Raw genomic sequence first — 16585 nt, forward strand, 5'->3', positions numbered from 1 at the left:
TTTCTCCGTAAGGAATTGGGTTGAGTATAAAGCCCGGCCGTTCAGGCGGCGCGCAGGGCCTCGACGATATTCATGCGGGCGGCCCGGAAGGCAGGCAGGAAGCCCCCCAGGAGGCCCATGACCAGGGCAAAAACCAGGCTCTTGATGACGATGCCGCCATCCAGGCTGAAGGTGAAGGCCAGCTCGGCGAAGGACTGCCAGTTCATGGTGGAAATGGTGAAGAACTGCAGGGTGGAGGCCAGGGCCAGGCCCACCAGCCCGCCCAGCAGGGCCAGGCCCAGGGATTCCACCAGGAAGGCGCCGAGAATGGCCCGGCGATTGAAGCCGAGGGCCCGCAGGGTGCCGATCTCCCCCGTGCGGTTGGCCACGGCGGCATACATGGTGATCATGGCGCCAATGATGGCGCCGATGGAGAAGATCACCGACAGGGTGATGCCCAGGATGCTGATGAACTTGGACAGGGCTTCGGACTGGTCGGCGTAGAACTGGGCCTCCCGCTTGGCTTCCAGGGTCAGGCGGGGATCGCTCTCGATGGTTTCCTTGACCGCGGCAAAGGCACCGGGATCATTGAGGCGGAAGATGAGGGAAGAGAATACCGGCCGGCGGAAGGCCTGCATCAGCTGATCCGCATCGCCCCACACCTCGGAATCGAAGCCGCTGCCGCCGGCATCGAAAACCCCCACCACCACCCAGTCCCGGGCACCGAAGCGCAGGGTTTCCCCCAGGCCGGCGCCGTTGAAACGCTGGGCGATGGCCTGGCCGGTGATGATTTCGTTGGAGCCGGGGCGGAACATGCGGCCCCCCAGCAATTTCACCTGGGGCCGCAACGCCAGCCCCACCGGGGAAAGGCCCCGGATGATGACGTTGGCGGGCTTGGCCGGCGCCCCGTCCGCCACCCGCTTGTTGAGGGAGATGAGCACCACCGTCTCCTTCGACACCAGGCGCAGCCCCCCGGCCCCCAGGGCCACCTGGGGCAGGCTTTCGACGATGGCCGCCTGGACCCGCTCGACGCCGCTCTGCACCTCGGTGCCGGCGGCCCGGCGGATGACCACCACGTTGTCGGGCATACCCGTCTCCACCAGGGTCTTTTTCAGGCCCGCATCCAACATCAGCACCGTGGCGAAGACGAACACCACCAGGGCCATGCCGCCGGCGGTGAGGGCGGTGGTCAGCTTGCGGGCGGCCAGATTGCGCAGGGAATAAGCGAGGGGGATTTGCACCGGGCGAGTATAGCAGCGCCAACCGCTGGCTCAGCACCACCCGGCGCCGCCGCCCACCGCCCCGCAAAGGGCCTGGCATCGGGCTTATGCCGGTGGGGCACAAGCTTAGACAGAAGCGGTATCAAACGAGACTCGGCAAGGCCTTAGAGTTATAAAAAATGATTGCCGCCCAAGGGGACGGCAACGCTTTACGGAGAACCATCACCATCATGAGCCTTGCCGCCCTCGCCTCTCGCGCAACCCACCCGTCCCACACCGCTGCTCTCGCCCACCATGGCCAGCCTCACCGCACGGCCCCGGCCTCCGATGCCCCCTACTGGGACGAGCAGCTGGAAACCCAGCCCCGGGCAGATTGGGAGGCCCTCAAGCTGGAATTGCTGAAGCGCCACCTGCACCATGCCTACGAGGGCTCGCCCTATTACCGCGCTACCTGGGATGCCGCCGGCCTGCACCCGGACCAGGTGAAGACCCTGGAAGACCTGCGCCGCTTCCCCTTCATCGACAAGCAGATCATCCGCGAACGGCAGCTGGCCGTACCGCCCTTTGGCGACCTGGTGGCGGTGCCGGAACGGGACATCGTCTACATTTCCGCCTCCAGCGGCTCCACCGGCGTACCCACCGCCTCCCCCTTCACCGCTGCCGATTTCGACGACTGGATGGACTACGAGGCGCGCCAGTTCTGGTCCTCCGGCCTGCGCCCGGAAGACCGTTACTGCCATTCCCTGAATTTCTCCCTCTTCGTCGGCGGCCCCTGCGTGCTGGGGGCCCAGAAGCTGGGCGCCCTCTCCATCCACGCCGGCACCGTGCCTTCGGAGCGGCTGCTGACCATCGCCCGCCAGTTCCAGGCCACCGCCATCTGGACCACGCCTTCCTACGCCTGGTATCTGGGGGAAACTGCCCTCAAGGAAGGTATCGACCCGAAGAAGGACCTGGCCATCAAGCGCATTTTCGTGGCCGGCGAACCCGGGGGCTCCATCCCCGAAACCCGCAAGCGCATCGAAGATCTCTGGGGCGCCTCGGTCTATGACTATTACGGGCTCTCCGACATCTTCGGCTCCTGCGCCGGCATGTGCGAGGAGAAGGACGGTCTGCACTGGGCCGAAGACCACATCCTGGTGGAAGTGCTGGACCCGGAAACCGGCGAACCGGTAGCCGAAGGCGAACGGGGCGAAATGGTGCTGACAACCTTGAAGAAGACCGCCCGGCCGATGATCCGCTTCCGCACCGGCGACATCGTCTCCTTCACCTCCGACCCCTGCGCCTGCGGCCGCACCTCCATCCGCCTCAAAGGCGTCCATGGCCGGCTCGACGACATGATCATCATCAAGGGGGTGAATCTCTTCCCAAGCGACGTGGAAGCCATCGCCCGCAAGGACCACGACCTGACCGGCGAATACAAGCTGGTCATCGAGCGCATCAACCACCTGGACCATCTGACGGTGGAAGTGGAGCGCAGCGCCGCCTTCCAGGGCGACGACGGAGAACTGGCCCTGCGCTTTGCCCGGCACCTCAAATCGGTGACCGGCGTGCAGCCGGCGGTGACCATCCTGCCGCCGGACACCCTGCCCCGGGCCACCCACAAGGCCAAGCGGGTGGAAGACCGCCGCACCGGCGTCTGGGCCTGAGGCCGGGCGGCTCCCGCTGCCATCCCACGCCCATCCCACGCCCATCCCACGCCCATCCCACGCCCATCCCACGCCCATCCCACGCCCATCCCACGCGACGTCCCACGCGACGTCCCACGCGACGTCCCACGCGACGCCCTCGCGACGCCCTCGCGACGCCCTCGCGACGCCCTCGCGGTGATGCCGGCACGGCATCACCGCAAACAAAAGGGCAGCCCCCGGGCTGCCCTTTTTCATTTCCCTTGCTGCAACCCCGCCTCAAGCCACGCTGCGCAGCCCCTCCACAATGGCGATGCGGGCGGCCCGGCGGCTGGGGAACCAGGCGGCAATCAGCCCCACCCCTAAAGCGCAGCCAGCCTGCAGCAGCACCGTGTGGGCAGAGACGAAGAAAATCGGGAACAAGGTGCCCATGGCCTGGGCAAACGCCGCCGCCACGGGGAAGGTCAGGGCAATGCCCAGGCCGCCGCCGATCAGCGTAATGGCCACGGATTCGCCGAAGATCAGCCCCCGCACAAAACCCGGGCCAAAGCCCAGGGCCTTCAGGGTGGCGTATTCGGCGGTGCGCTCCCGCACCGTCATGGCCATGGTGTTGGCCATCACCGCCAGGATGATGGCGATGACCACGTAGGAAACGATGCGGATGGCCACCACGATGGCCTCAGTCATGGAAACGAAGGAGAGCTGGAAGGCCTTCTCCGTCTCGCTCAGGGTTTCGGCGGCGCTGTTGTGGAATTCCGCGTCAATGAGCCGGGAAATCTCCGCCGCCCGGTTGGGGTCGGCGATCTCCACCACATACACCCCCACCTGGTTCTGCCGCCGCGGGTAACGCACCTTCACCACTTCGTTCAGGTATTCCCAGTGGAAAATCATCTGGGAAACATCGGTCTTGGCCTCCCGCCCGGTGTAGATGCCGCGGATGACGAATTCCCAGGTGCCCGGGAAGATGGTGCCCTTCAACTGCACCACGTCCCCCACCTTGAAGCCGTACTGGGCCGCCAGCTTGCTGCCGACAATAGCCCCCTTGCGATCCCGGGCGAAGGCGGTGCGTTCATCGTCCCCCAGCAGGTATTCCGGGTAGAGGTCGAGATAGTTGGCATCCACCGCGAACTGGGGGAAAAAGTTCTTCGGCTCCTTGTAAATGCCGCCGAACCAGTTGGCCGTGGAAATGGCCTTCACCCCTTCAATCTGGCGAATCTTCTGCTTGTAGGTCAGGGGCAAGGGAAAGACCAGGGAAATCGCATTGCGCGTCACCAGCCGCGCATTGGAAGCCCCCTCCGCCCCCGCATACCAGGCATCCACCACCGTGGACAGCAGGCCAAACGCCAGCACCGCCACCGTCAGCCCCACCAGGGTGAGCAAGGTGCGCAGCTTGTGCCGGAAAGCGTTGCGAACGACGAGGTTGAGGAGGATGAAAAGCACGAGGGACTCCGGGAGAGGGAGTCATTATAAATTTGGGGAAAGAGTTTTCAGACCGCCGTCGCGAATAATGACTTCCGAATATTTCAGACACCGTAAAATAGCCATAAATCATCCAGTACTCGGAGAACTTACCGTGACCACCTCCCCCAGGCTCGTTGCAAAAATTGAAACTGAAGAGCCATCATTACGCTTAGCAGTCCTCATTGACGCAGATAACGCACAAGCCGTCGTCATTGAAGGACTTTTGGCTGAAATCGCTCGTTTTGGTGAAGCAACGGTGAAGCGAATTTACGGAGATTTTACAGCTTCAACCAGCGCATCCTGGAAAAAGGTATTGCAAAAATACGCTATCAAACCAGTTCAACAGTTTGCTTATACGACAGGAAAAAACGCTACCGACAGCACTCTAATCATTGATGCGATGGATTTACTCTATACGCGAAAATTCGACGGATTTTGCTTGGTCACTAGTGATAGCGATTTCACTGGTCTAGCAATGAGATTACGTGAGGAAGGGTTATCTGTCCTGGGTTTTGGGGAAAAGAAAACCCCTGATGCATTCCGCAATGCTTGTCACAAATTCATCTTTACTGAAGTACTACGTCCCTCTCCTCCTGCGGAACATTACCCCCCTCATGACATTGATGTGCAGATGCCTCCTTCCCAACCATCATCCGAGGCAACTTCTGACTCCAGGCAAGAGTTCCCTAAGCAATTTGTCCTCACAGCTCTAGAGCAGTCTATTGACGATAGCGGCTGGGCTCACCTAGGAACCTTTGGAAGTTATCTAACAAAGCTTCAGCCTGACTTCGACTCCCGACTCTATGGCTACAAAAAGCTATCTGACTTAGTAAAAGCCAAAACAGACCTATTTGCTATTGAAGAGCGCCAAGCCTCTGGATCAAATCAGAAAATTCTTTATCTACGTGCGAAGGGAGCTTAAGCTCCTCAGGGCGTCCGCTCACGTCCCACAAAACGTCTGAAACGTCCGCATGAATTCCCGGGGCGCCGGTTCTGCCAGATCGGCATAGCGGGGCTGTTCCCGGCAGGGCTCGGCCAGGGCGCCGAGCAGGCGGTGGAAGGGAGTCAGGTCCCCTTGTTCAGCGGCATCCAGGGCTGCCTCCACCTGATGGTTGCGGGGCATGAGCCAGGGATTGGTCTGGGCCATGGCGGCGGTCCGAGTGGCCCGAGTGGTTCCACTTGCTCCGGCCTCGTCGCCCGCCCTGTCCGCTGCGGCGCAGTGCTGACGCCAGCGTTGCAGCCAAGCATCCAGGGCGGCGCCATCGGCGAACAAACTGCTTAGCCGCCCCTCTTCACCTGCGGCGGCCTCTCCCAGATAACGCCAGGCCAGGGTGAAATCCACGGACTGGGCCTGGAGCAATTCCAGCCAGTCTTCGGCCAGGGCGGCATCCGCTTCCGTCAGGGGCGGCAGGCCCAGTTTGGCGCCCATTTCCTTCAGCCAGTGTTGGCGATAACGCTCGGAAAATACCTGAATGGATGCGGTGGCCCGGGCGACGGCCCGTTCTGTGTTGTCGTCGATGAGGGGCAGCAGGGTTTCGGCGAAGCGGGCCAGATTCCAGGCGGCGATGTCCGGCTGGTGGTGGTAGGCGTAGCGGCCCTGGCGGTCGATGGCGCTGAAGACGGTGGCTGGGTCGTAGGCTTCCATGAAGGCGCAGGGGCCGTAGTCGATGGTTTCCCCGGCGATGCTCATGTTGTCGGTGTTCATGACGCCGTGGATGAAGCCCACGGCCATCCATTGGGCCACCAGGGAGGACTGCCTTGCGGCCACGGCGCGCAGCAGTTCCAAGTAGGGGTTATCCGCTCCTGCCAGTTCCGGGTAGTGACGGGCGATGGCGTAGTCGGCCAGGCGCCGTACCTGATCTGGGCCGGCGTGGGCGGCGAAGAACTCGAAGGTGCCGACCCGCAGGTGGCTGTCGGCCACCCGGGTGAGGATGGCGCCGGGCAGGGGGCGCTCCCGCCGCACCTGCTCGCCGGTGGCCACCACGGCCAAGGCCCGGGTGGTGGGAATGCCCAGGGCGTGCATGGCTTCGCCGATCAGCACCTCCCGCAGCATGGGGCCGACCGCGGCCTTGCCATCACCGCGGCGGGAGAAGGGCGTGGGGCCCGAGCCCTTGAAGGCAATGTCGCGGCGGCGCCCCTGGCCGTCGATCACCTCCCCCAGCAGCAGCGCCCGGCCATCGCCCAGCTGGGGCGAGAACTGACCGAACTGGTGGCCGGCGTAGGCCTGGGCGATGGGGCTGGCGCCTTCGGGCAGGGTGTTGCCGGAGAACAGGGCGGCCAGGTCATCCGGCGTGGCGTCCGCCAGGGGCAGGCCCAGTTCCCGGGCCAGGCTGGGGTTGAAGTGCAGCAGCCGGGGTGCGGGGGCGGCGGCCGGCTGCCAGGGCACGGCAAAGCCGGGCAGGTCCCGGGCGTAGGTGTTATCGAAGGGAAAAGAGAGGGGGGCAGGCATGGGGCGGAGGGATGGGATTGAGGCGACACCCGCTGGGGTCGCCTCAAGTAGAGCCACTCCGGCGGCGAAAGGTTCTCCCGGCCTGACAAAAAAGAGGGGCGCAGCCCGCACCAGGCCACGCCCCCGCCGGGGAGGAAACAAGACTTCAATCCCACTACGACTGCGTTGCTGCCAGCCCCGGCCGTGCCTCGCTAGCGGACGGCACGGCCGGGTCGGCAACCGTTCCTGCTAACCGCCAGGAGCGGTCACAGGATGGAGCGAAGCGGTCCTGGCTAGGCGTGCCGCCGCAGACAGTACTTGTCGTACGGCAAGGCGGCGCAACGACGCCAGGACCATGCTGTGGCCGCTGCTTAGAAGAAGCCCAGGGCCTTGGGGCTGTAGCTCACCAGCAGGTTCTTGGTCTGCTGGTAGTGATCCAGCATCATCTTGTGGGTCTCGCGGCCGATGCCCGATTCCTTGTAGCCGCCGAAGGTGGCATGGGCCGGGTAGGCGTGATAACAGTTGGTCCACACCCGGCCGGCCTTGATGCCGCGGCCCATGCGGTAGGCAGTGTTGCCGTCCCGGCTCCACACCCCGGCGCCGAGGCCGTAGGGCGTGTCGTTGGCGATTTCCAGGGCTTCGGCTTCGGTCTTGAAAGTGGTCACGGCCAGCACCGGGCCGAAGATTTCTTCCTGGAAGATGCGCATCTTGTTGTGGCCCTTGAACAGCGTCGGCTGGATGTAGTAGCCCTCGGCCAGCTCGCCCGGCAGACGAGCGCGGTCGCCGCCGATCAGGCATTGGGCGCCCTCTTCCTTGCCGATGGCGAGGTAGGACTGGATCTTGTCCATCTGCATCTGGGAGGCCTGGGCGCCCATCATGGAGTCGGTATCCAGGGGGCTGCCCTGCTTGATGGCCTTGACCCGGGCCAGCACCCGTTCCATGAAGTGGTCGTAGATGGATTCGTGGATCAGGGCGCGGCTGGGACAGGTGCACACTTCGCCCTGGTTGAAGGCGAACAGCACCAGACCTTCGATGGCCTTGTCGAAGAAGTCGTCATCCGCATCGGCCACGTCGGCGAAGAAGATGTTGGGGGACTTGCCGCCCAGTTCCAGGGTGGCGGGAATGAGGCTGTTGGCGGCGGCCTGGGCGATGACCCGGCCGGTGGCGGTGGAGCCGGTGAAGGCGATCTTGGCGATGCGCTTGCTGGAGGCCAGGGCCATGCCGGCGTCGCGACCGTAGCCGTTGACGATGTTGAGCACACCCGGGGGCAGCAGGTCGGCGATCAGCTCGGCCAGCACCAGGATGCTGATGGGGGTGGATTCGGCGGGCTTCAAGACCACACAGTTGCCGGCGCCCAGGGCCGGGGCCAGCTTCCAGGCGGCCATGAGGATGGGGAAGTTCCAGGGGATGATCTGGCCCACCACGCCCAGGGGTTCGTGGAAATGGTAGGCGATGGTGTTTTCGTCGATCTCGCTGATGGAGCCTTCCTGGGAGCGCAGACAGCCGGCGAAGTAGCGGAAGTGATCGGCGGCCAGGGGAATGTCGGCATTGAGGGTTTCGCGGATGGCCTTGCCGTTATCCACCGTCTCCACGTAGGCCAGCATTTCCAGGTTGGCCTCAATGCGGTCAGCGATCTTCAGCAGGATGTTGGAGCGTTCGGTGGCGGAGGTCTTGCCCCACTTGTCGGCGGCGGCGTGGGCGGCATCCAGGGCCAGCTCGATATCCTCGGCGCCGGACTGGGCAGCCTGGGTGTAGGGCTTGCCGGTGATGGGGGTGATGACGTCGAAGTACTGGCCCTTGACCGGGGCCACCCACTTGCCGCCGATGAAGTTGTCGTAACGGGCCTTGTATTGGTGCTTGGCGCCAGCGCTGCCGGGGGTTGCGTAGATCATGGTGTCTCCTTGCGTTTTTATGGGGATCAAACTCGGCTCCAGGAAGGGAGCACGGCTTCTCTTTATCAAGGGCCGTGCCAGGCCCCAGAAAACAACGCAACCCGTTGATTTGACAACAAACACCCACCGCCACCGACTGCACCGCCCCACCCGGCGGGACGTCCCGCCACGCCACACCTGTCCCAAAACGGGACAGGTTGACCGCCCCCGGCGGGGAATCCCGGGGAAAGCATTGCAGCCGGATTACAGAGGTCTATACTCGCCGGACCAAGTCATCCGACCCGCCAGAGGCCGGAGCGAAGGAGACAAAATGATTCATCCGCACCCCCATGCCGGCGGCCCCCTGCTGCGCCAGGCCCGGCGCCTCTTTCTCGAGCGGGGAGAGATTCCCCCGGGCCTGGTGGACGAGCGCCTCGTCCGTTCCTGGCAACGCAGTCAGGGCGCCGGCCTGGCCCCGGTGGGCCGCAACCCGGATACGCCCCGCCTCTCCGACCAGCATTTGCGCCAGGCCCTGGAGCGCCACCAGGAATTCGTTGCCCACGCCCAGCCGGTCATGGAATACCTCTACGCCCAGGTCCAGGCCTCCCACAGCATGGTGATCCTGGCCGACAACCGGGGGCTGCTGGTCCATGCCCTGGGCGACCCGGACTTTCTCGGCAAGGCCGAGCGGGTGGCCCTGGCCCCCGGCGCCTCCTGGCACGAGCAGCACCGGGGCACCAACGCCATCGGCACCGCCCTGGCCGAAGGCGCAGCGGTGGAAATCCACGGCGCCGAGCACTTTCTCGAGCGCAACGGCTTTCTCACCTGTGCCGCCGCCCCCATCCTCTCCCCCGAGGGCCAGCTCCTGGGCGCCCTGGACATCTCCGGCGACCACCGCAGCCACCACCCCCACACCCAGGGCCTGGTGCGCACCGCCGCCCAGATGATCGAAAACCGCCTGCTGCTCTCGCGCCACCGGCGCGGCACCCTGCTCCATCTGCATCCCCGGGCCGAAGGCATCGGCACCGTGGCCGAAGGCGTGGTGGCCCTCTCCGAAGACGGCTGGATCATCGGCGCCAACCGGGCCGCCCTCCACCTCCTCGGGCTCCAGGCCGCCGATCTGGGCGCCACGCCCCTCAGCCGGGTGCTCGACAGCCGCATCGAGGACCTGCTGGACTGGGGCCGCCGCCATCAACAACAGGCGCTCCTGCTCAACACCCGCAAGGGCGAGCGGCTGTTCGCCCAGATTCACGCAGGGCGGCCGGCCATCAGCACCCCCCGCCCCGCTATCCACACCGCCCCCGCCTCCGCCCGGACGGCAGACGATGCCCTGGGCCGCCTGGACACCGGCGACCTGCGCCTGAAAGCCGCCCTGGACAAGGCCCGCAAGGTGGCGGGCAAACCCATTCCCCTGCTGCTGCACGGTGAATCCGGCGTGGGCAAGGAACTGCTGGCCCAGGCCATCCACCACTGCGGCCCGCGGCGGAAGGCGCCCTTTGTCGCGGTGAACTGCGCGGCCCTACCGGAAAACCTGATCGAGGCCGAACTCTTCGGCTACAGCCCCGGCGCCTTCACCGGCGCCCGCAAGGAAGGCAGCCCCGGCCGCCTGCGCGAAGCCCATGGCGGCACCCTGTTCCTGGACGAGATCGGCGACATGCCCCTGGCCCTGCAAAGCCGACTGCTGCGGGTGTTGCAGGAACGGGAGGTGACGCCCCTGGGCGGCGGCAAGCCGGTAGCGGTGGATTTTTCCCTCATCTGCGCCACCCATCGCCCCCTGCGCCAGGAGGTGGAGGCCGGCCGCTTCCGCGCCGACCTGTATTACCGCCTCAACGGCCTCACCCTGACCCTGCCGGCCCTGCGGGAGCGCAGCGACTTCGCCGCCCTGGTGGCCCGGCTGCTACGGGAAATGGCACCGCAACAGCAGCTGGCCCTGGCCCCGGCGGTCGCCCGGGCCTTCGCCGACTATGCCTGGCCGGGCAACCTGCGCCAGCTGGCCAACGCCCTGCGCACAGCCACGGCCCTGCTGGATGACGGGGAGGAAATCATCGACTGGGGCCATTTGCCGGACGACCTGGCCGAGGAGCTACGGGCCCCGGCCATGACCTCGGCTGCGGCTGCGCGCGGTGCCGAGACAACGGCGGACACCACTGCGGCCATGCCCGCCCCGGACAATCTGCGCCAGCTCTCCCACCAGGCCATCCAGCGAGCTGTGGCCCTGGCTCAAGGGAATATGTCGGAAGCGGCGCGGCGCCTGGGCATCAGCCGCAATACCCTGTACCGCAAACTGAAGGAAGTGGCGGGCTAGACGCCCCCTCACCCCGGCATAAGGCTGGAAACCAATAGGGACGGGCCTCGCCACCAGGTATCGGGTGGAGAAGCCCGTCCCTATTGCCTCCCAGGGCATCGGTCCAGGGCGGTTAAGACTCCGGCGTTATGGCGATTCAGACTTTGCGGGGCCGGATTTCCTGGCGGGTGGAGAGCTCGCCTTTTTCCAGATGCATGATGGCGTGGGCCGATTCCGCTGCCCGCTGGTCGTGGGTGACCATGACGATGGTTTTTCCCAGCTCGTCGTTGAGGCGCTGCAGGAGGTGCAGGATATCGGTGGCCGATTCCCGATCCAGGTCGCCGGTCGGTTCGTCGGCGACGATCAGGGTGGGATCGGTGATGAGCGCCCGGGCAATGGCCACCCGCTGTTGCTGGCCGCCGGAGAGCTCGTTGGGGGTGTGGTCCAGGCGATCCGCCAGGCCCACCATGGTGAGGGCCAGTTCGGCCCGTTCCCGCCGTTCCGCCTTGGGCAGTTTCTTCAGCAGCAGGGGCAGCTCCACATTTTCCAGGGCGGTCAGCACCGGCATGAGGTTGTAGAACTGGAAGATGAAGCCCACGTGGTCGGCCCGCCAGGCGGCCAGTTCCGCCTCGGGCAGATGGGCGATGTCCTGGCCAGCCACGGTGAGATGGCCCGAGTCGGGCCGGTCAATCCCGGCAATGAGATTGAGCAGGGTGCTCTTGCCGGAGCCGGAAGGCCCCATGAGCGCCAGGAACTCGCCGGCATCGATGGCAAAACTGATGCTTTCCAGCACCGGCACCACCTGCTGGCCCCGGCGATAGGTCTTGGTCAGGCGGTCGAGAACGATGAGGGGCACGCCGCCGCTGGCCGGGCCGCTCACTTACTTACCACCTTGACCTTGGCGCCATCGCCCAGACGTTCGCCGGGCCGGGCCACCACCTTGGCGCCGGGCGCCAGGGGCGGCTCGGAGGTGATTTCCACCAGATCGTTGATCTTGCGCCCGGCGGTGACCGCCAGCTGCTTCACCCGGCCGGATTCAATGAGGAAAAGGTGCTTGCCGTCGGCGGCCAGGGCGTCCTTATGCACGGCGATGAGGGGCTGGCGCTCGCCATCGGCCATGGCTTTCTCGAGAAAAGCGACTTTGGCGCTCATTTCAGGGAGGATGCGCTCGTCCCGGTCCACAAAGCGAACCTTGGTCAGCACCGTGGCCTTGGAACGATCCACCGTCGGCACCAGGCGGCTGACTTCGCCACGGAAGCGCAGGTCGGGGAAGGCATCCAGCTGGATCTCGCAGGGCTGCCCCACCTTGATCTTGGAAAGGTTGGATTCGGCCACATCGGCCTCCACTTCCAGGCTCTCCATGTCGGCCATGGTGACCACGGCGCCCTTGCTCTCGGTGGCGGAGGAGAAGGGCGTGATGACGTCACCGATATTGGCGGTCTTGGTCAGCACCACACCGTCGAAGGGGGCGCGGATGAGGGTCTGTTCCACGGTCACTTCCGCCGCCCGCTGATTGGCCCGAGCCACGGCCACGGCCGCCCGCGCCTTGTCGAAGCGGGCCTGGGCGGTATCGAGGGAGGCGCCGGAAAGGAATTTCTTCTGGGCCAGGTCCTTCGCCCGTTCCAGGGCGGCGGCGGCATCCTTCAATTCCGCCTGGGCGGACACCACGCCGGCACCGGCCTGGTCGGCCTGGGCCTGGACGTCCCGGTTTTCCAACCGGGCCAGGATATCGCCGGCCTTGACCCGACTACCTTCCAGCACGCCCAGCCATTCCAGCCGGCCGGTGGCCTTGGAGGCCACCGAGGCCTTGCGGCTGGCCACCACGTAGCCAGCGGCGTTGAGCAGCGTCGCTCCTTGGTAGGGGTAAGCCGTGGTGACGGAAACTGTTTCCACCTCCACCTCACGATTCAGCCAGGGTAGTAGCAGAAGGCCGCCACCCAGCACCGCCGCTGCGGCAATCAGCCAGGGCCGGCGACGGAAGCGCGAAAAACGGGACGCCCGAGCCGATGCGGCGGGGGCGGCGCTACGGTCAAGACGGAGGCGGGAGAGGTCGGTTTCGCTCATGGCTGGAGGAGGAAGCCGCTGATGGCGGCAGTTCTTGCAAATGGGGTAAGGGATTATAACTGGCCTGCCTTTCGCCTCCGCCGACCGGCACAGAAAATCCCAATGTTCTGCAAGCTGTGGAAATCCCCACGCGGAACGGGGATTTGCCGGACTTGTCAGCAAACCTGGGGAATGCGACCATGGCGCCTATTTTTCGATCCCTTGAGGAGCACCCTCCGTGACCACCAGTAACTTGAACATCGACGCCCTGCTGTCCTATGTGCCCATGTTCAACGGACTGGCTCCGGATGAAATTGCCCGTATCGCCCGCGGCACCCGGGAAATTCACGCTGCCCGCGGCGACATCCTGTTCCACAAGGGCGATATCTGCCAGGGCATGCACCTGGTGGTCTATGGTCAGGTGAAGCTGGCCTTCACTTCTGCCCAGGGCGGCGAAAAAGTGGTGGAAATCCTCGGCCAGGGCCAGACCTTCGGCGAAGCCCTGATGTTCATGGACAAGCCCTACATCGTCTACGCCCAGGCCCTCACCGATTCCCAGCTGCTGCACATTTCCAAGGCCGTGCTATTCGAGGAGCTGGAGCGGGACCCGAAGCTAGGTCGCAAGATGATCGCCGGCCTCTCCATGCGCCTGCATCAGATCATCACCGACGTGGAATCCTATTCCCTGCACTCCGGCCGCCAGCGCATCATCGGCTACCTGCTGCGGGATCTGCCGGACGAAGAAAACCTGCCCAAGGAAACCACCGTCAACCTGCCCACCAACAAGGGCATCATCGCCTCCCGCCTCAATCTCACCCAGGAACACTTCTCACGCATCCTGCACGAACTGTCGGAACGGGGCCTGATCCGGGTGGAAGGCCGCAAGATTCACATCCCCGACGTGGAAAAGCTGCGTACCTTCGACCTCTGATACTCGGCCCGGGCCACCCCGGGCGAAGCATTCCCCAGAGGCACCATGCCTCACCGCCACTTCGGCGGCACCAGCGCTTGCAAGCCTTGCTTTTCCACTGCGCTCCCGGTCATTCCCCTGTCAAATCCCCGGTGTAGAATCCGGGGACCATGGCCCTCGAAACCGAACTCAAGCTGCGCCTGCCTCCCGGGGCGGCCGCCCGCCTGTTGCAGCACCCCCTGCTGGCCGGCAGCACGCCTGAGCGCCAGCGCCTCCTCAATACCTATTACGACACGCCCGACCTGGAATTGCTCGGCCGGCGCATGGCCCTGCGCCATCGCCGCAAGGGCTGGGACTGGCTGCTGACGGTAAAGACCGCCAACCCGGCCAGCGGCGGCCTGGCCCGTCGTAATGAGTGGGAAGCGCCGGTAGCGCCCGGCCATTTCGATTTCGCCCATGTGGATGATGCCGATCTGCGGCGCTGGCTGGAAAAGCGTACCCCACGCCTGCAGGCGGCCTTCACCACCGATTTCACCCGCCTGGCCTGGATCGTCGAACCGACACCGGGCACCCGCGTCGAAATCGCCCTGGATCGGGGCTCCATCCAGAGCCAGGGCAAGAAGGAGGCCCTCGCGGAACTGGAGCTGGAATTGTTGTCGGGGCCGGAAAGCGCACTCTTTGCCCTGGCCATGGAGTTAGCTACCGCCCTGGGGCCGAAGCAGGCCCTGCACCCGGTGGCCGCCAGCAAGGCCGAGCGGGGATATGCCCTGTTCACCGGCCGTACCAGTCCGCCAGTCAAAGCCCGCCCCACCTGCCTGATCCAGGGAGAACCGCCCTATCTGCCCCACTGGGAGGTGTTTCGCGACGCTGCCCTGAATTGTCTGCAGCACCTCCAGGCCAATGAAGCCGGCGCCCAGGCGGGGAAACATCCCGAGTACCTGCACCAGGCGCGCATCGCCATCCGCCGCCTGCGCTCCCTCTTCAAGCTCTTTGCCCCGGCCCTGCCCCCGGCATTCCTGGCCGCCTGGGCTCCTCCCTGGCGACAGCTCGGCCAGATACTCGGAGAAACGCGCAACTGGGATGTTTTCCTCCACGACACCCTGCCGCCTCTGGTCGCGGCCTTCCCCCAGGCTATCGAGCCGGCCCGTCTGGCCCGCCAGGCGGAGGGCCGCCGCAAGGCCGCCCAGCAACTGGCCCAGCGAACGTTCGCCAGTGCTGCCTATTCCCGACTGATCCTTGAATTCACTGCCGCACTCTTCGCCCTGGAAGGCGCCCCCGGCCCGAAGACCGAAACCCTGCCGGACTTCGCCAGCCGTCGCCTGAGCCGCCGCGCCCAACAAGCCAGGCGCCTGGCCAAAACGCTGGCGACCCTGGATGATGCGGGCCAGCACCAGCTGCGTCTGGCCTTCAAGAAGCTGCGTTACGCCATTGAGTTTCTCGCCCCCCCCACCGGTAGCCGACGAGCCCAACGCTATCAGCAGGCCCTTGCCCAGCTGCAGGAAACGCTCGGCTACATCAACGACTTGGCCACTGCCGGAGAACTGATCACCGCCATGCTGCCAGCCCGCCCAGGTCTCGTACATGGCTGGCTGGCCGGCCGTGGCGATCTGCTACAAGCGGTACTGGCACCACAACTCCATGAATTCCTGGCGCTCCTCCCGCCCTGGGAATCCCCTCGCCGCAACAAAGTTGTAAAGCAGCACCGCTAGGATAGGCAGCTTTTTCCGGAGCTATCCATGGACCTGATTCTTTGGCGCCACGCCGAAGCCGAAGTCGGCGAAAACGACATGGCCCGCCGCCTCACCCATCGGGGCGAGAAGCAGGCCCGTCAAATGGCGGCTTGGTTGCACGAACGTCTGCCGAAGGAATTGCGCATCATTGCCAGCCCTGCAGTACGCACCCAGCAAACCGCCAAGGCACTGGAACTCCCCTTCGAAACCAGCCGCAAGCTGGCACCCGAGGCCGGGGTCGCCGACCTCCTCGCCGCCACCGGCTGGCCCGACGGCGCTGGTGCCGTCCTGATCATCGGCCACCAACCCGCCCTCGGCCGCCTGGCCTCCCTCCTCCTCTCCGGTAGCGAATCCGACTGGAGCATCAAGAAAGGGGCCGTCTGGTGGTTCAGCAACCGGGTACGGCAGGGAGAGTCGCAGACGGTCTTGCGGGTGGCCATGGTGCCGGAGTTACTTGTCTGATCGTAGGTCCTTCAGCTTCGCTACTCAATAGGCACAGTTTCAAGCAGCGCGAATCACCTCCCATCTGCGTATTTCCCAAAAAATATACGAAAAAAACCCCGCCGAAGCGGGGTTTTAAGAGTACGACCCTATTAGCCTTGGCAGGTCTTGGGCGCGTATTTTGGCTTGTCAGCGATGTCGGAGCTGCAAGCCCACACACCGGTGGTAGCATCACGAGTCCAGGTCAGAATCTTGCCGTTAACTTGGGTGGGGGCGTTCAGCAGGGCGCAAGTGATGGTCGTGGCAGAAGCACCAATAGTGCAGTTTCCAGTGGGGGTGGTAGACAAACCGATGTCAGCAGGACCCGCAACGGTTTGACCGTCATTGATGCGGCCTTCGAAGGCAGTCTTACCGGCGGAAATTTCTGCCAGACCGGCAGCAACCTTGGCCTTAGCCTGGTAGTCGGAATAGGCGGGCAGAGCGACAGCAGCCAGGATACCGATAATGGCAACCACGACCATCAGTTCGATCAGGGTGAAACCTTTTTGCACGTTTTGCATGGCAATCTCCTTGGGGTTGAATCGAAGCGTGGG

13 protein-coding genes are annotated in these 16585 nt (G+C 64.9%); 6 read left to right on the plus strand and 7 right to left on the minus strand.

Translation table 11 applies throughout. The features are described from left to right. Positions 1–41 precede the first annotated feature (41 nt). Positions 42–1220 carry an ABC transporter permease gene (locus AZSI13_RS01900; RefSeq protein WP_109039490.1) on the minus strand — a complete coding sequence of 393 codons (1179 nt, stop codon included), beginning with the start codon at positions 1218–1220 and terminating at the stop codon, positions 42–44. A gap of 209 nt (positions 1221–1429) precedes the next feature. On the opposite strand from AZSI13_RS01900, the gene AZSI13_RS01905 reads away from it, so the two are divergent. Continuing rightward, complete coding sequence (locus AZSI13_RS01905; protein ID WP_109039491.1) at positions 1430–2845, plus strand: phenylacetate--CoA ligase family protein; 1416 nt, start codon at positions 1430–1432, stop codon at positions 2843–2845. 258 nt (positions 2846–3103) lie between these two features. Here AZSI13_RS01905 and AZSI13_RS01910 read toward each other — a convergent pair whose 3' ends face one another. Further along, the gene (locus tag AZSI13_RS01910) at positions 3104–4264 is read right to left on the minus strand and encodes an ABC transporter permease (protein WP_109039492.1); all 1161 of its coding nucleotides are present in this window, start codon (positions 4262–4264) and stop codon (positions 3104–3106) included. A 133-nt stretch (positions 4265–4397) separates the two neighbouring features. Between AZSI13_RS01910 and AZSI13_RS01915 the strand changes: the two genes are divergently transcribed. Continuing rightward, complete coding sequence (locus AZSI13_RS01915) at positions 4398–5207, plus strand: NYN domain-containing protein (RefSeq protein ID WP_235609595.1); 810 nt, start codon at positions 4398–4400, stop codon at positions 5205–5207. A gap of 18 nt (positions 5208–5225) precedes the next feature. Here the strand turns inward: AZSI13_RS01915 and AZSI13_RS01920 are convergent, their stop codons facing one another. Continuing rightward, entirely contained in the window at positions 5226–6734 is a 1509-nt protein-coding gene (locus tag AZSI13_RS01920; protein WP_109039494.1) for a YdiU family protein, read from the minus strand. Positions 6735–7084: 350 nt separating this feature from the next. Then, positions 7085–8605, minus strand: coding sequence for an aldehyde dehydrogenase (gene adh / locus AZSI13_RS01925; protein WP_109039495.1), 1521 nt, complete (start codon positions 8603–8605; stop codon positions 7085–7087). Positions 8606–8915: 310 nt separating this feature from the next. Here adh and AZSI13_RS01930 point away from each other — a divergent pair, with 310 nt between their 5' ends. Then, positions 8916–10889 (plus strand): sigma-54-dependent Fis family transcriptional regulator, encoded by a 1974-nt coding sequence (locus tag AZSI13_RS01930; protein WP_109039496.1) that lies wholly within the window; start codon positions 8916–8918, stop codon positions 10887–10889. Positions 10890–11025: 136 nt separating this feature from the next. On the opposite strand, the gene AZSI13_RS01935 is transcribed toward AZSI13_RS01930, so the two are convergent. Both AZSI13_RS01935 and AZSI13_RS01940 read right to left on the minus strand, forming a co-directional pair. Then, complete coding sequence (locus AZSI13_RS01935) at positions 11026–11748, minus strand: ABC transporter ATP-binding protein (RefSeq protein WP_235609596.1); 723 nt, start codon at positions 11746–11748, stop codon at positions 11026–11028. Then, entirely contained in the window at positions 11745–12932 is a 1188-nt protein-coding gene (locus tag AZSI13_RS01940; RefSeq protein WP_109039497.1) for an efflux RND transporter periplasmic adaptor subunit, read from the minus strand. The genes AZSI13_RS01935 and AZSI13_RS01940 overlap by 4 nt, the downstream gene beginning before the upstream one ends. Before the next feature lie 265 nt (positions 12933–13197). On the opposite strand from AZSI13_RS01940, the gene AZSI13_RS01945 reads away from it, so the two are divergent. The 3 genes from AZSI13_RS01945 (at position 13198) to AZSI13_RS01955 (ending at position 16013) form a co-directional block, all read left to right on the plus strand. Continuing rightward, the gene (locus AZSI13_RS01945; protein WP_235609617.1) at positions 13198–13842 is read left to right on the plus strand and encodes a Crp/Fnr family transcriptional regulator; all 645 of its coding nucleotides are present in this window, start codon (positions 13198–13200) and stop codon (positions 13840–13842) included. A gap of 149 nt (positions 13843–13991) precedes the next feature. Beyond that, on the plus strand, positions 13992–15530 hold the full coding sequence (locus AZSI13_RS01950; protein WP_109039499.1) for a CYTH and CHAD domain-containing protein: 1539 nt from the start codon (positions 13992–13994) through the stop codon (positions 15528–15530). Positions 15531–15557: 27 nt separating this feature from the next. Next, positions 15558–16013: a histidine phosphatase family protein gene (locus AZSI13_RS01955; RefSeq protein WP_109039500.1), complete on the plus strand. Its 456-nt coding sequence runs from the start codon at positions 15558–15560 to the stop codon at positions 16011–16013. 131 nt (positions 16014–16144) lie between these two features. Here the strand turns inward: AZSI13_RS01955 and AZSI13_RS01960 are convergent, their stop codons facing one another. Next, positions 16145–16552, minus strand: coding sequence for a pilin (locus tag AZSI13_RS01960; RefSeq protein ID WP_109039501.1), 408 nt, complete (start codon positions 16550–16552; stop codon positions 16145–16147). Positions 16553–16585 lie beyond the last annotated feature (33 nt).

It is taken from the genome of Azospira sp. I13 (genome assembly GCF_003112695.1).
Taxonomy (GTDB): Bacteria; Pseudomonadota; Gammaproteobacteria; order Burkholderiales; family Rhodocyclaceae; genus Azospira.

What these genes read in the sequence shown, in the direction of transcription:
- AZSI13_RS01930 (WP_109039496.1), top strand. Translation starts at nt 8,916, where the DNA reads ATGATTCATCCGCACCCCCATGCCGGCGGCCCCCTGCTGCGCCAGGCC.
- AZSI13_RS01960 (WP_109039501.1), bottom strand. Translation starts at nt 16,552, where the DNA reads ATGCAAAACGTGCAAAAAGGTTTCACCCTGATCGAACTGATGGTCGTG.
- AZSI13_RS01940 (WP_109039497.1), bottom strand. Translation starts at nt 12,932, where the DNA reads ATGAGCGAAACCGACCTCTCCCGCCTCCGTCTTGACCGTAGCGCCGCC.
- AZSI13_RS01920 (WP_109039494.1), bottom strand. Translation starts at nt 6,734, where the DNA reads ATGCCTGCCCCCCTCTCTTTTCCCTTCGATAACACCTACGCCCGGGAC.
- AZSI13_RS01950 (WP_109039499.1), top strand. Translation starts at nt 13,992, where the DNA reads ATGGCCCTCGAAACCGAACTCAAGCTGCGCCTGCCTCCCGGGGCGGCC.
- AZSI13_RS01905 (WP_109039491.1), top strand. Translation starts at nt 1,430, where the DNA reads ATGAGCCTTGCCGCCCTCGCCTCTCGCGCAACCCACCCGTCCCACACC.
- AZSI13_RS01955 (WP_109039500.1), top strand. Translation starts at nt 15,558, where the DNA reads ATGGACCTGATTCTTTGGCGCCACGCCGAAGCCGAAGTCGGCGAAAAC.
- AZSI13_RS01945 (WP_235609617.1), top strand. Translation starts at nt 13,198, where the DNA reads ATGTTCAACGGACTGGCTCCGGATGAAATTGCCCGTATCGCCCGCGGC.
- adh (WP_109039495.1), bottom strand. Translation starts at nt 8,605, where the DNA reads ATGATCTACGCAACCCCCGGCAGCGCTGGCGCCAAGCACCAATACAAG.